The sequence below is a fragment of the Nonomuraea antri genome, from assembly GCF_013283785.1.
GTDB lineage: Bacteria > Actinomycetota > Actinomycetes > Streptosporangiales > Streptosporangiaceae > Nonomuraea > Nonomuraea antri.
Window position 1 is genome coordinate 1 of the sequence record NZ_JABCPZ010000262.1, and the last position, 14488, is coordinate 14488.

Below are 14488 nucleotides of genomic sequence, written 5' to 3' on the forward strand. Positions count from 1 at the left end.
GTCGCGGTGGGTGCTCAAGGTGGACATTCTTCTCCTCACCAGCGCTAACATCATCCAGGCGCTGTTCAAGGCGGGTGTGATCCTCCCTTCGAGACCTATCTCTCCGGCGCGCGACACCGGCAGAAGGAAGATGATCGATCGTGCAGGGCGACCTCCAACCGCTTCATGACAATGATCCGCCCCTGATCGACTCCTACCGGCTCATGGGCCGGCTCGCGGAGAGCCCGTACGGTGTCACGTACCTCGCGCGAAGCGCCGGCGGGCGGGACGTCACACTGATGCTGATCAACAGCCCCGCCACCGCCGGCGATTCGGCCGACGGCGTGCGGCAGAGCGGGAACCGGGCTTACGTCGTCCAGGACTACGCGGGCCCCGCCCTGCCGAAGCGCACGTGGAAGCGCAGCCGCGACAGGCTCACACCGACGCTGCTGACCATCTGCGTCGTGCTGGCCGTGCTCTACGTCATCGTGATCGGCTACCTCTGGTACTACAACATCGACCTCCAGCCCCTGCGGGACGCCGGCCCCTGGATCAGGGAAACCTGAGGCCGGCCCGCGGGTCAGGTGGTCTCGCGCCAGCGGTTGGTGATGGGCAGGCGGCGGTCGCGGCCGAAGTTCTTGGGCGTGATCTTGGGGCCCGGCGGGTACTGGCGCCGCTTGTACTCGGCCAGGTCCACCAGCCGGATGATCCGCGTCACCAGCGCCGGGTCGTGGCCGGCCGCGATGAGCTCCTGCGAGCCCATGTCCTTCTCCACGTAGTCGTCCAGCAGCCGGTCCAGCACCTCGTACGGCGGCAGCGAGTCGGTGTCGCGCTGGTCGGGACGCAGTTCGGCGCTGGGCTCCTTGGTGATGGAGTTCTCCGGGATCGGCGCGGACACCTCCAGCAGGAAGCCCGGGTCGGAGTGCGCGTTGCGCCATCTGGCCAGGTCCCAGACCATCGTCTTGGGCACGTCCTTGATGGGGGCGAACCCGCCGGCCGAGTCGCCGTACAACGTCGAGTAGCCGGTCGCCAGCTCGCTCTTGTTCCCGGTGGTCAGCACCAGGTGGCCGTGCTGGTTCGACAGGCCCATGAGGATCATGCCGCGGACCCGGGCCTGGAGGTTCTCGGCCGCCAGGCCGGACAGGTCGATCTCCTTCTCGAAGGCGTTGACGATCTCCGCGATCGGCACGATCTGGGCGTTGATGCCCTGCCTGCGTACCAGGTCCTCGGCGTCGGCCAGCGAGTGGTCGGAGGAGTAGCGCGAGGGCATCAGCGCCACGTGCACCCGGGAGGGGCCGATGGCGTCGGCGGCGATGGTGGCGGTCAGCGCCGAGTCGATGCCGCCGGACAAGCCCAGGATGACCGACTCGAACCCGTTCTTGGCCACGTAGTCGCGCACCGCGAGCACCAGCGCCGAGTACACCTCGGCGGGCAGGTCGAGCCGCTCGGCGATGCCCGCCGGCCGCGCCTGGTAGGCCTCCACCGGCTCGGACGACAGCACCAGCCGCTCCACCGTGATCGTGGTGCCGTCGCCGGCGTCGTAGGGGACGGTGCCCGGCCCGGCGTCGGAGACCGGCAGGTCGTCCAGGTCGACGATGAGCAGCTCCTCGCGGAACTGCGCGGCCCTGGCGACCAGCGCGCCCGCGCCGTCGACCACGATGGAGTCGCCGTCGAAGACCAGCTCGTCCTGCCCGCCGACCTGGTTGACGTAGACGAGCGCGCACCCGGCCTCGCGGGCGCGGCGCACGCACAGCTCCAGCCGGACGTCGTCCTTCTCCTTCTCGTACGGCGAGGCGTTCGGCACCACCAGCAGCCCGGCCCCGGCCTGGCCGACGACGGAGACCGGGCCGCCGTCCTGCCACAGGTCCTCGCAGACCGCGATCGCCACGTCCACCCCGTGCAGCCGGAAGATCGGCAGCCGGTCGCCGCGCACGAAGTAGCGGTACTCGTCGAACACCCCGTAGTTGGGCAGGTGGTGCTTGGCCGTGCGGGTGACGACCTCGCCCCGGTACAGCAGCGCGGCGGCGTCCAGCGGCGCGCCCTTCGGCTGGCCGACCCGGGGCGCCAGGCCGGCCCGGTCGACGTAGCCGACCACGACCGGCAGCTCGCCCAGCCCCTCGTCCCTGAGCCTGACCGCCACCTCCTCCAGCGTCCTGATGCTGGCGTCCACGAAGGACGTGCGCAGCACCAGGTCCTCCACCGGGTAGCCGGTGAGGAACATCTCGGTGAAGACCACCAGATGCGCGCCACGCTCGGCGGCGTCGCGGGTCCACCCGACGAGCCGCTCGGCGTTGGCGGTGAGGTCGCCGACGGTCGGATTGGTCTGTGCCAGGGCTATACGCAGTTGAGCCACGGCTCAAGCCTAATACGACCCGATTTTTATCGTCAAAGCGACGAAAAGCAGCCCATCACCGTCCCGGCGTGACCAAACCGGATTCGTAGGCCGCCATCACGAGCTGTGCCCGGTCGAACAGCCCGAGGTGGTCCAGCAGCGACTTCACCACCTGCGCCACCTCGTGCTCCGGCATGGCCAGCGTCTGGCCGATCTGCCGGTTCGACAGGCCCCTGGCGACGAGTTTCAGCACGTCGAGCAGGGCGTCGGAGAGCCCGGCCAGCGCCGGGGGCGAGTCGGGGTCGACCCGTCCGGAGAAACCGCGGATGAGCCGGGTGGTGACGGCCGGGTCGATGAGCGCGTCGCCGTCGGCGGCGGCCCTGATCGCGGCGATGATCTGCTCCGGCGGCGAGGTCTTGAGCAGGAAGCCGCTCACGCCCGCGCGCAGCGCCGCGTACAGGTTCTCGTCGCTGCCGAACGTGGTCATCATGATCACCTTCGGCGGCTTCTCCAGCGCCAGGATCCTGCGGGCCGCGGCCAGGCCGTCGAGGTGCGGCATCTGGATGTCGAGCAGCACCACGTCGGGGCCGGTCTCGGTGACGGCCGCGATGGCCGCCTCGCCGTCGCTCGCCTCGCCGACCAGCTCGATGCCCGGCTCGCTGCTGAGCATCACCCGCAGCCCGGCCAGGACGAGCGCCTGGTCGTCGGCCACCAGCACGCGCAGCGTGCGCGACCCCGCGGGCATGACGGGCGCGGCGTGCGCCGCCGGAGCGGCCGGCCCGGCCTGGACGGCGGGCTCCTCCAGCCGCTGGGCGAGCATGTCGCTCTCCAGCCGCTGCAGCGACACCGACAGGTCGAGGCCGAGCTCGTCCCGCCAGGCGGCGCGGGCCCGGCGCAGCGCGGACAGCGCGTCGCCCTGGCGGCCCATCCGGTAGAGCGCCGTGGACAGCAGCCGCCAGGCCTCCTCGCGCAGCGGGTGCGCAGAAGCGTGCGCCTCCAGGTCGGCCACCAGCGCGGTGGCCCGGCCCAGCGCCAGCCCGGCGTCCCCGCGCCGCTCCAGCGCGATCAGCCGCAGCTCCTCCAGCCGCCCGGCCTCGGTGGACGCCCAGGTCAGCTCGGCGAACTCGGCCAGCGCCGGGCCGCGCCACAGCGCCAGCGCGCTCTCCATGGCCGACCACACCAGCGCGGGCGCGCCCTCGGTCTTCACCAGGCTCTCGAAGTGCCAGGAGTCGACCTGCTCGGTGGCGGCGCGCAGCGCGTAGCCGGGCGGGGCGGTGATCAGCACCCCGGCCTCCTCGCGTGGCGCGCGGCCCGGTTCGAGCGCGCGGCGCAGCCGTGAGACGTAGCCCTGGATGGTGGACAGGGCCTGAGTGGGCGGGGCACCCGGCCACAACTCGTCGATGAGCGTGTTGACGGGCACGGCGCGGCCGCCCGCGACGAGCAGCCGGGCGAGCACCGCGCGCTGCCGCTGGCCGCCGAGGTCGAGTGGGACACCGCCGTTCCAGGCCTGGAACGGTCCGAGGGCGTTGAAGGTGAGCATGTCAGCCGTAAGCGTAGAGGGAGAATTTTCACAGGGGTAGATCGGCGTGGACAGCGGTTCCGCCTCCTTCTGCCTGCCGGATCACGCAGGTTCCCCCGAGTTCGGCGGCTCGTTCTCGCATGGTGGCCAGGCCCAGGCCAAGCCGCGGGTCGGGCGGGAGGCCGACGCCGTCGTCGGTGATGGTGACGCGGAGCCTGTCGTCGCGTTCGAGCCTGATCGCGATCCTCGAGGCGCCCGCGTGCTTGCGCGCGTTCGTCAGCGCCTCCTGGACGATCCGGTAGGCGGCGACCTCGGCGGCGGCCGGCAGGCCCTCCAGATTACCGACCGTTTCCACCGGTGATTCCGCCAGCTCGGCCACCGCCCCGGCCAGGCCGAACTGGTCGAGCGCGGGCGGGCGCAGGCCGTAGACGAGCTGCTTGATGTCCAGGCTCACCTCGTCCATGGACGTGCGCAGCTGGGTGAGCAGCCGCTCGGCCTGCTCGGGGGAGTGGCGCATGGACAGGCGGGCGGCGTTGATCGACATGGCCATGCCGCTGAGCGACTGCCCCAGCCCGTCGTGCAGGTCGCGGCGCAGGCGCCGGCGCTCCTCCTCGCGCGCGGTGAGAATGCGCTCGCGCGAGCGCTGCAACGCGGCGGTCAGCCGGACGGCGTGCGCGGCGTCGGCGATGTACGGCGTCAGCGTGGCGATCACCCGCTCGTTGTGCGCGGCGGGGAACCTGCGCCGGTCGGTCGGCCCGATCAGCAGCACGCCCACCGGCTCCCCGTGCCAGACCAGCGACTCGGCCCTGGCCGTGGTGCCGAGCACGCCCGAGACGGTCCTGGTGCCGTCCAGCTCGACGGCGGCGCCGGTCACCGACAGGCCCTCGCGCAGCACGTCGAGCGTGGCCAGCAGGCCGTGCACCGGGTCGGCGTGCTGCAGCCGGTGCTTGATCCGGCCGGCCAGCGCGCTGGGCACGCCCGTGCTGCCGTACAGCAGGCGGTCCACGGCCCGCTGCAGCAGCCGGCGCATCGGCTGGAAGAACGCCCCGGCGAACAGCGCGGCCGCGATCCCGGCGATCATGTCGAACTCGGCCAGGAAGACGCTGGAGGCCGCGCTCACCGCGACGTACACGCCGGTGACCACGATGGCCAGCCCGGTGCCCACCAGCGCCCTGCTGATCAGCGTGTCGATGCCGAACAGCCGGTAACGCAGGACGGCCACCGCGATCGCGGCCGGGATCAGCGGGATGGTCAGCGAGGCCACCCACCACAGCGGGTCGCCCAGCATCCACGGGACGAGCAGCCCGGGCAGCGCCACCAGCAGCCACAGCAGCTGCCGCCGCTCGACCGCGTCGCCGCGCTTGAACCGCACCGCCAGCGAGACGAAGGCCAGCCCCATGGCCGCCGCCACCATCCAGTGCCCGGCGCCCCTGATCCCGTCGGACTCGCCGGACACCCCGGCCCAGCCGACGGCCTCGCCGGCCACCGCGAGCACGATCACCCAGCGCCAGCGCGCCGACGGCAGCCGGCCTGCCGGGTACAGCAGCGGCAGCAGCACGCCCAGCGTGAGCTCGCAGGCGTTCCAGGTGAGCCCGACGACCAGCGAGCCCTCGGGCGGACGGCCCTCGACCAGACGGTAAACGTTTGCGGAAAGGATGTTGGCCGCCGCGCTCAGCCCGCCGACGCACAGCAGCCAGCCGATGACCAGCCGCGGCCTGCTGTAGACGAGGATCGCCCCGAAGACGGGGAAGGCGGTGCCCGCCATGTCCTCGGGGGCGAAGGGCAGCGGCGTCCACGACGGCTGCGGCAACCGGGACGTCACCCAGATGTCGGTGAGCTCGAACACCACGGCGAGCGTGGCGATGCCGATCGCCACGCCCCGCGCTAGAGCGGCCTTGCCGGGGGGCGCCGCCGACGCGGCCGGCGGCCTCTCGGCCGACCTGGCCGCCTCACGACGTGAGGCCACAGACACGCGCATCCCACTGGTCCTTCCCGACCCTTTCACTGCGAGGAAGCTAGCGGGAGTATGCCAATAACTAATTGAAAGTTACTTAAAGCCGCCTTGATCGCGCGGTCGGAGGCCCTTTCCGAGCACGTACGACCCCCGTCAGCGCCGCCTGATCGCCGGGCCGAGCAGCAACATCCCGGCCGCGGACACCAGGCCGACCCCGCCGATCGTGAACCACAGCGCCCCGGGGCCGAGCTCCAGCAGCGGCCCGCCCAGCAGCGGCGCCAGCACCGCCGCCGCCGACCAGGCGAACCCGAACAGCCCGGCGTACCTGCCGCGCAGGTGGGCGGGGGCCAGCGCGGCCACGACGGTGCCCGCGATGCCGGCCGTGATGATCTCGCCGACCGTCCACACCACGATCGTCACGGCCAGCCAGGACGTGCTGGAGACGAACGCGGTCAGCGCGAAGCCGACGCTCATCACGGCGATGCCGAGCGCGAGCGTCCTGGCGGCGTCCCTGCGGCCGAGCCAGTCCGACACCAGCGGCTGCACGATGACGATCAGCACCCCGTTCAGCGCCATGGCCAGGCCGAACTGCTCCATCGACATCACCTTGGCCATGGCCACCGGCAACATCGTCATCGTCTGCGAGTAGACCAGCGCGTTGCCCAGCACGACCAGCGTGAAGCCGACCATCAGCCGGTCGCGCAGCACCACGCCGAATCCGCCGGGCTCGTCGGCGCGCTTGGCGTCCGGCTCCGGCAGGGTCTCCGGGACCGCCCGCCAGACCAGCACCGCGAACACCACGCTGGTCACCGCGTTGATCCAGAACAGCCAGATGAAGCCGAGGCCGGCCAGCCAGCCGCCGCCGGTCATCGCGACCGCGTAGCCGAGGTTGACCGCCCAGAACAGCAGCCCGTACGCGCGTGGCCGCTCCTGCGGCGAGACCAGGTCGGCCACCATGGCGTTCGACGCGGGACGGTAGATGTCGATCACCAGGCCGAGCACGAACATGGCGGCCAGCAGCGCCGGCATCGAGGAGTTGTAGCCCAGCGCCACCATCGTCACCGCGGTGGCCAGCATGCCGCCGGTCAGCGTGGTGCGCCGGCCGATCTTGTCGGTCAGCGCCCCGGCCAGGAACTGCGAGATCAGCGACCCGGCGCCGAACACGGCCATCACCAGGCCCGCCGCGGTCGGCGACAGCCCGCGGGCCTGGGTCAGGTAGACGCCGGTGAACGGCATCACCATGGTGCCGAGCCGGTTGATCAGGGTGCCGCTCCACAGGGCCCAGAACGGGCGGGGGAGTCCGCCGATCTTGGCCTGGAGGAAGGAGGGCTTCTGGACAGTGGTGCTAGTCACGCAGTAAGGGTGATATATCCGCTTTTGTGCCGCGAACGATTTAGGGCACACTAAAAGCATGACGGTGAACTGGGTGCTGCAGCCCGAAGACGTGGCCAGGATCCGGTTCGCGTTCTCCCCGATGTGGGAGCTGGTGGCCAGCCTGCGCACGCTCCAGGACCCCGCCAGGCAGTCCATCCACCTGCCGTGGATCAAGTGCGTGCGGCCCCGGCTGGCCGGGCTCGACCTGAGCGAGCTGTTCGCGCTCGTCCCCGCCGGCGGCTACCTGGCCGACTTCATCACCCCGCCGCCGGACACGCCGCTGCCCGACTTCGCCGCCGAGCTCGCCCGCGTCCGCGCCACCTCGCCCGAGCTGGCGCGCGAGGAGGCCGCCCGGGTCGAGGGCGCCGATCCCGCCGTCATCGCCCGCTTCATGGACGACCCCGCCGTCGGCGTGGCCAGGGTCGCCGACGCGCTGGAGGCGTACTGGCAGGCGTGCTTCGCCGAGTTCTGGCCCCGCGTCTACGGGCTGCTCGAACGCGACGTGCTGCGCCGCTCCAGGCAGCTCGCCCAGGGCGGCGCCCGCGAGCTGTTCGCCGCGCTCGACCCCGCCGTGACCTGGACCGGCGAGGGGCTGATCATCGACCGGCCCTCGTGCGGCAGGGACGGGCTGCACGGCGACGGGCTGGTGCTGGTGCCCAGCGCGTTCTACTGGCCGTCGGTGGCGCTGATGAGCGCGCCGTACCAGTCCATGCTCGTCTACCCGGTGCTCGGCGTCGGCACCCTGTGGGAGCAGGGCCCGCCGCCCGCGCCAGGCGCGCTGGCCGCGCTCATCGGCCGCAGCCGCGCCCAGATCCTGCTCGCGCTGGCCGAGCCCGCCACCACCTCCGCGCTGGCCGGGCGCATGGCGCTGACGCCCGGCGCGGTCAGCCAGCACCTGGGCGTGCTCAGCGGCGGCGGGCTGGCCGTCGGGCTGCGCATCGGCAAGCAGGTCGTCTACCGACGCACGCCGGCCGGCGACATGCTCGCCGGCGTGTCCTGACCCGGGCTCACGCGTACCTGGTGGACTCCAGCAGCCAGTCCAGGTGCGCGCGCGGAGCCGCCAGGTAGGCGCAGGCCACCTTGCTGACGTCCCTGGCCGCCTTGGGCGCCAGCTCGTCCAGCGGCAGCCGCCTGGCCGCCTCGTGCATGTCCTGGCAGCGGCGCGCGATCCGGTCGAGCACCCACGAGCCCGCCTCCCGCTCGCCCAGCCCGAGCTGCCGCATCGCCAGCACCACGAAGTTGTGCACGTCGCCGCGCTCCTTCGGCCGCGACGCCACGTCGTTGCACCAGGCCGTCACGTCGCTGCAGGCGTTCACCAGCTCCTGCCACGGCTCCGTCTCGTGCATCCAGGCCGGCACCTCCACCCGCAGGCACGGCTCGACCAGGTCGTACAGGTACGGCCCGACCGTGCCGCGGCGCAGCGCCGGGTACTCCTCCAGCGTCGGCATCCGCCCGGCGGCCCGGTTGTCGGCCTCGGTGCGGCACGCGTCGTGCTGACGCCGCAGGTTCATCGCGAACCTGCCCCGCCACTGGTCGCTCATCCTGGCGCTGGTCACCCGCCACAGATCGGCGAACGCCGCCTCCAGCGGGTGCGAGACCGACCCCTGCAGCATGCCCTGGAAGATCTCCAGCGAGCACGGGCCCTCGTCCAGCTCGTCGTCCAGGTGGAACAGCCAGGTCAGCCACTGCGCGAACAGCGCCGCCGCGGCCGCGTCGAACTCGGCGAACGCCCGGCCGGCCATCCGGTGGAAACCCACGCCTGGATCGGCGCGCAGCCCGGTGCGCCTGGCCCAGTCGATGACCGCGGCCTCGATGGCGTACACGGACGGGTGCATCCGGCACGGCGCGGCCATCGCCGGCACCCGCTCGGTCAGCGGCAGCAGCGCCAGCGCCGCGGCGCCGCCCCTGCGCGGGCGCGGCATCAGCGGCTTCCAGTGCAGCACCGAACGCAGCGCGGTACGCACCGTATCGATCACGGTGGTGCTCACGGCGGTGTTCACAGCGGCCCGAAGAGCCAGTTGCCGGCCGCGTTCGGGTCGTCGCTGCTGTAGAACTGCCAGGCGGCCACGACCAGCTCGTCCACGGTGAGCGTGCCCCTGCCGTGCCGGTCGAGCCGGTCGAACGCCTCGTCGACGTGGTCGTAGGCGATGCCGAACGCGCTCAGCATGGTACGGAACTCGCCCGGCTTGATCCGGCCGTCCCTGTCGGGGTCGCACAGCTCCGCCACGGCCACCGTCGCCGGGCGGAACACCGGGTCGTAGCGGTCGCCGGCGATGAACGCCGTGGTCATGCCGGACCGGAAGTCGTCGCGCGACAGGCCGACGCCTTCGTCGTCGCGCTCCAGCGTCCGCGACAGGGTGGACCAGATGCCGTCGAAGCTGTCGACCAGGTTGCTCCCCGCCACCGAGGTCGGGGACTCGCCGAATCCCACCAGAATGCGGGCGCCCAGCCCCAGCAGGTCCTCACGCTCCACGACGCCGTTGCCGTTCGCGTCGATGTGGTCGAACGCCCGATCGAGCTTGTGATTGAGCAGGTCGATGGACACCAATGCCTCCCCCGAGACTGACTGCGTGATCACAGTAAGTCGGGCCGGGCGCTTTGTCAGTGAGGCACGCACCGGCACCCCCCGTAACGTGTGCGAAACACGGGCACGGCATGCTGGTAGAAGACCCGTATTGTCTGCCCGCCGTCTGCACGAGGGGATGCCTTGGACCGCCAGCAGGAGTTCGTGCTCCGCACGCTCGAGGAACGCGATATCCGGTTCATCCGGCTCTGGTTCACCGACGTGCTCGGCTTCCTCAAGTCGGTGGCCATCGCCCCGGCGGAGCTGGAGGGCGCCTTCGCCGAAGGCATCGGTTTCGACGGCTCGGCCATCGAGGGCTTCGCGCGCGTCTACGAGTCGGACATGCTCGCCAAGCCCGACCCGGCGACCTTCCAGATCCTGCCCTGGCGCAGCGAGACGCCCGGCGCCGGGCGCATCTTCTGCGACATCCTCATGCCCGACGGCTCGCCCTCGCACGCCGACCCGCGCTGGGTGCTCAAGCGCACGCTGGCCAAGTGCGCCGACATGGGCTTCACCTTCTACACGCACCCGGAGATCGAGTTCTTCCTGCTGAAGAACCGTCCCGAGCCCGGCGTGCGCCCCGAGCCGATCGACTCCGGCGGCTACTTCGACCACACCCCGCACAGCTCCGGCCACGACTTCAGGCGCCAGGCGATCATGATGCTGGAGTCGATGGGCATCTCGGTCGAGTTCAGCCACCACGAGGGCGCGCCCGGCCAGCAGGAGATCGACCTGCGCTACGCCGACGCGCTCACCACCGCCGACAACATCATGACCTTCCGCCTGGTCATGAAGGAGGTCGCGCTGGAGCAGGGCATCTGGGCCTCCTTCATGCCCAAGCCGTTCACCGAGCACCCCGGCTCCGGCATGCACACCCACATGTCGCTGTTCGAGGGCGACCGCAACGCCTTCTACGAGGCCGGCTCCGACTACCAGCTCTCCAAGATCGGCCGGTCGTTCATCGCCGGGCTGCTGCGGCACGCCGCCGAGATCACCGCCATCACCAACCAGTGGGTGAACTCCTACAAGCGGCTCTGGGGCGGCGCCGAGGCCATCGCCGGCCAGGGCGGCGAGGCGCCCTCGTACATCTGCTGGGGCCACAACAACCGCTCGGCGCTGGTGCGGGTGCCCATGTACAAGCCGCACAAGGGCGGCTCGACCCGCATCGAGTTCCGTTCGCTCGACTCGGCCTGCAACCCGTACCTGGCCTTCGCCCTGATCCTGGCCGCCGGCCTCAAGGGCATCGAGGACGGCTACGAGCTGCCGCCCGCGGCCGAGGACAACGTCTGGACCCTGACCAGCGCCGAACGCCGCGCCCTCGGTATCCAGCCGCTGCCGCAGTCGCTGGACGAGGCGATCGCGGTGATGGAGCAGAGCGAACTGGTCGCCGAGACGCTGGGCGAGCAGGTCTTCGACTTCTTCCTGCGCAACAAGCGCACGGAGTGGCGCGAATACCGCCGCCACGTGACGGAGTTCGAGCTCGGCCGCTACCTGCCCGTCCTCTGACGCCCGAAGGCTTCCGAGAGAAGCGGAGCTGGGCGCGGCCCCGCTTCGGTTTCGGTGGAACGAAGTGATTCTGTTATCGGGAAATCCGATGGGTTCAGATGCGGCGGCGGGCGGCGGGCCCGCCGGTGGACGCCGCGGAACCGGCTCCAGCGGGCGTGGAGAGTCGGGGGTCTGTGGAGCGTTCGAAGGGGGCGTCAGGGCAGCGGGGCGGCGTGCATTGTCTTCCCGTAGGTAACGCTCATCTCTTCTTCCGGTCCGTAACGCGGCCGTTTTCCGGTCGGCTGTGACGTTCGCCGGAGCGAGTTCTGGCCTGCCTCGCGTGCGGTGCCGGCGGGCGCCGTGACCTGGCGGAAAGCGGTTGCGAAGAGGCTGGTCGGAGGGCCTTCGCGGCGTTGTCGTGAGGCGGGCGTGCGAGTAAGCGGGCTCTCACTAAAGGGCCAGTTTATCTTACCGAAAAGGCAGCTTTATTTCTGGATAAATCAGGTCTTCCCGTGGGTCTGAGTGACGGTTTAACGTTCCTTCTGCTCGCAAATCGGGGGAATGCACCAGCCCACTCCCATGGAGGAGCCCGTATGCGCCAGAACGCGACGCGCACGGGTGTGTCCCGCGCCCTCACCGTCCTCGCGGCACTCACCTTGCCCCTCGTCCTGACCCCGGTCACCGCGAACGCCGACCCCACCCCCGGTGCGGCCGAGCGGAGACTCATCGACTCCATCGGCGGCCCGTCGGTGAAGCGGCATCTGCAGGCGTTGCAGAGCATCGCCGACGCCCACGACGGCACCCGCGCGGCCGGCACCAGCGGCTACGACGCCTCGCGCGACTACGTGGCCGCCAAGCTCAGGAAGGCCGGGTACCGGGTGACGGTCCAGCCGTTCGAGTTCCCGTTCTTCGAGGAGCTGTCGACCGCGCACCTGGAGCAGATCTCGCCCGAGCCGAAGGTCTACACGCCGACGCCCCCCGACGGCTCTTCCGTCGGCGAGTTCGCCACCATGAACCTGTCGGGAGCCGGTGACGTCACCGCGACCCTGCAGAACGTCGACCTGGTCCTGCCGCCAGGACCGACGCCGAGCACGTCGAACTCCGGCTGCGAGGCGGCCGACTTCGCCGGGTTCACCCCGGGCAACATCGCCCTCCTGCAGCGCGGCACCTGCGACTTCGTGGTGAAGGCGAACAACGCCGCCGCGGCGGGCGCGGTCGCCGCCATCATCTTCAACGAGGGCCAGCCGGGCCGCACCGCGACGCTGCAGGGCAACCTGGGCACGCCGGTGCCGATCCCGGTCGTCGGCACCAGCTTCGCCGTCGGCGAGGAGCTGTCCGCCCCGGCCGGTACGGTCGTCCGCGTCAGGACCGACACCACCAGCGAGATCCGCGTCACCCACAACGTGATCGCCGACTCCAGGTACGGCGACGCGAACAAGGTGGTCATGGCCGGCGCGCACCTCGACTCCGTGCTGCCCGGCCCGGGCATCAACGACAACGGCTCGGGCAGCGCCGCGCTGCTGAGCGTCGCCGAGACGCTGGGCAAGGTCCCGACCAAGAACCGGCTGCGCTTCGCCTGGTGGGGCGCCGAGGAGTCGGGCCTGGTCGGCTCGGAGTTCTACGTGGGCGCGCTGAGCGAGACCGAACTGGCCAAGATCAAGCTGTATCTGAACTACGACATGGTCGGCTCGCCCAACTACATGCTGGGGATCTACGACGGCGACGACTCCGACGCCGAGGGCGCCCCCGCCGGCCCGCCCGGCTCGGACGAGATCGAGAAGCTCTTCGAGAAGTACTTCGACACGATCCGCCAGGGCCACGTCGGCACCGACTTCACCGGACGCTCGGACTACGGGCCGTTCATCGCGGTCGGCGTCCCCGCGGGCGGCCTGTTCACCGGGGCCGAGGGGATCAAGACGCCCGAGGAGGCCGCGCTGTTCGGCGGCACCGCCGGCGAGGCCTACGACCCCTGCTACCACCAGGCCTGCGACACCATCGCGAACATCAGCGACAAGGCGATCGCGCTGAACACCGGCGCCATGGCCACGGCCTCGGTGGTCTACGCGTTCAGCCGTGACCTGCCCGGCCCGGACACCCGTCCGGCGCCCGCGCAGGCCCGCACCGCCGCCGCCGGTCAGGACGCCGGTCACGACCACGGGCACGGTACGGTCACCCGCTGAAGTCCCGCGCTCGACGATGCCCGCCACCCTCCGGTGGCGGGCATCCGCGCGTGTGCCGCCGATTCAGCGCCGGACGCGGGCGGCCGCGATGAGATCGCGCAGGCGTGACAGGAAGACCCGGCCGTCGGGGCCTTCGTCCAGCGGCAGCAGGTACGAGCTCGCCTCGCCGTGCCCCAGCCATCCGGCGTGCACGAACACGCCCGGCTCCGGTCCGTACAGGCCCGGGTCGGGCGTCCGCAGCGTGGCGTCGGCCAGCTGCCCGGCCAGGCGCACGGATTCGCCGTCCACCCGGACCAGCGCGATGACCACGAACGTGTCGGTGACCACCGCCGCGGCGCGGTTCTCCACCGCCATCGGCGCGAAACCCGGGCCGCCCAGCGGGCCGCGGCCCGGTCGCGGCAGCGGGACGCTGTGCGTCTCGGCGCAGATCCGCGCGGACGCGCGCAGGTCGCCGAGCAGGTGCCGCTCGGCGAAACCGTCGATGAGCACCTGCAGCGGCACGTCCAGGTCGTCGATCGGGCACAGGCGCGTCGTTCTGCGGTAGGCGGGCGCGATCATGCGCGAATGCTGGGTGAGCGGGCTTGCCGATCGCTTGAATCCCGGCGCGGCGTTCGTCCGGCGCGCGGCAGGCGGCGTGCAATCGGCGATCAAGGCTCGTGCAAAGCCGTCCGGATATCACTGACACATCGGACAACGAGAACAATCAGATAGGACGTGAACATGGGCGCCACCTCGGGCATCCTGCTGGCCGTGCTGATCACCGGCGGGACGACGCTGATCCTGGCCTGCGTGGGCTTACCCTTCCTCATCGCCTCGCAGCGCGCGCACCGGCTGCTGGCCAACGGCATCGCCGCCACCGCCGTCATCGACGACATGTCGGACACCGGGATGACCATCAACGGGCAGCCGGTCGTCGGGTTCACGCTCAGCGTGCGGCTCGGCGACGGCGAGACGTACCGGGCGGCCGTCAGGCAGTCGCTGCCGCGCATCCCGATGGGCGTGGTGGTGCCCGGCGCGCAGGTGCCGGTGAAGGTGGACAGGCAGCGCCGCGACCGGGTCCGCATCGACTGGATGGCCTGGCGTCCCTCGCCCAAGGCGTGAT

Annotated in this window: 12 protein-coding genes; 5 read left to right on the forward strand and 7 right to left on the reverse strand. The window is 71.3% G+C overall.

Annotation, left to right across the window (positions count from 1 at the left end; genetic code table 11):
* Window positions 1-140: 140 nt before the first annotated feature.
* Entirely contained in the window at window positions 141-545 is a 405-nt protein-coding gene (locus HII36_RS47145) for a hypothetical protein (protein ID WP_173529904.1), read from the forward strand.
* A 14-nt stretch (window positions 546-559) separates the two neighbouring features.
* On the opposite strand, the gene HII36_RS47150 is transcribed toward HII36_RS47145, so the two are convergent.
* From HII36_RS47150 to HII36_RS47165, 4 genes are all read right to left on the reverse strand, one after another.
* The gene (locus tag HII36_RS47150; RefSeq protein WP_173529905.1) at window positions 560-2332 is read right to left on the reverse strand and encodes an NAD+ synthase; all 1773 of its coding nucleotides are present in this window, start codon (window positions 2330-2332) and stop codon (window positions 560-562) included.
* A 55-nt stretch (window positions 2333-2387) separates the two neighbouring features.
* On the reverse strand, window positions 2388-3851 hold the full coding sequence (locus HII36_RS47155) for a BTAD domain-containing putative transcriptional regulator (RefSeq protein WP_173529906.1): 1464 nt from the start codon (window positions 3849-3851) through the stop codon (window positions 2388-2390).
* 28 nt (window positions 3852-3879) lie between these two features.
* On the reverse strand, window positions 3880-5808 hold the full coding sequence (locus HII36_RS47160; RefSeq protein WP_173529907.1) for a sensor histidine kinase: 1929 nt from the start codon (window positions 5806-5808) through the stop codon (window positions 3880-3882).
* A 129-nt stretch (window positions 5809-5937) separates the two neighbouring features.
* Window positions 5938-7137, reverse strand: a complete 1200-nt coding sequence (locus HII36_RS47165; RefSeq protein WP_328808214.1) for an MDR family MFS transporter — start codon at window positions 7135-7137, stop codon at window positions 5938-5940.
* Window positions 7138-7195: 58 nt separating this feature from the next.
* On the opposite strand from HII36_RS47165, the gene HII36_RS47170 reads away from it, so the two are divergent.
* Window positions 7196-8158: a DUF5937 family protein gene (locus HII36_RS47170; RefSeq protein WP_173529909.1), complete on the forward strand. Its 963-nt coding sequence runs from the start codon at window positions 7196-7198 to the stop codon at window positions 8156-8158.
* A gap of 7 nt (window positions 8159-8165) precedes the next feature.
* On the opposite strand, the gene HII36_RS47175 is transcribed toward HII36_RS47170, so the two are convergent.
* On the reverse strand, window positions 8166-9146 hold the full coding sequence (locus tag HII36_RS47175) for a terpene synthase family protein (RefSeq protein ID WP_328808215.1): 981 nt from the start codon (window positions 9144-9146) through the stop codon (window positions 8166-8168).
* An 8-nt stretch (window positions 9147-9154) separates the two neighbouring features.
* Window positions 9155-9703, reverse strand: a complete 549-nt coding sequence (locus HII36_RS47180; RefSeq protein ID WP_173529910.1) for an EF-hand domain-containing protein — start codon at window positions 9701-9703, stop codon at window positions 9155-9157.
* Window positions 9704-9865: 162 nt separating this feature from the next.
* Between HII36_RS47180 and HII36_RS47185 the strand changes: the two genes are divergently transcribed.
* Both HII36_RS47185 and HII36_RS47190 read left to right on the forward strand, forming a co-directional pair.
* Window positions 9866-11227, forward strand: coding sequence for a glutamine synthetase family protein (locus tag HII36_RS47185; RefSeq protein ID WP_173529911.1), 1362 nt, complete (start codon window positions 9866-9868; stop codon window positions 11225-11227).
* A gap of 572 nt (window positions 11228-11799) precedes the next feature.
* On the forward strand, window positions 11800-13386 hold the full coding sequence (locus HII36_RS47190; RefSeq protein ID WP_173529912.1) for a M28 family metallopeptidase: 1587 nt from the start codon (window positions 11800-11802) through the stop codon (window positions 13384-13386).
* Between the two features lie 63 nt (window positions 13387-13449).
* Here HII36_RS47190 and HII36_RS47195 read toward each other — a convergent pair whose 3' ends face one another.
* Complete coding sequence (locus HII36_RS47195; protein WP_173529913.1) at window positions 13450-13944, reverse strand: hypothetical protein; 495 nt, start codon at window positions 13942-13944, stop codon at window positions 13450-13452.
* A 162-nt stretch (window positions 13945-14106) separates the two neighbouring features.
* On the opposite strand from HII36_RS47195, the gene HII36_RS47200 reads away from it, so the two are divergent.
* Window positions 14107-14487, forward strand: coding sequence for a hypothetical protein (locus HII36_RS47200; RefSeq protein ID WP_173529914.1), 381 nt, complete (start codon window positions 14107-14109; stop codon window positions 14485-14487).
* The last annotated feature ends 1 nt before the right edge of the window (window position 14488 follow it).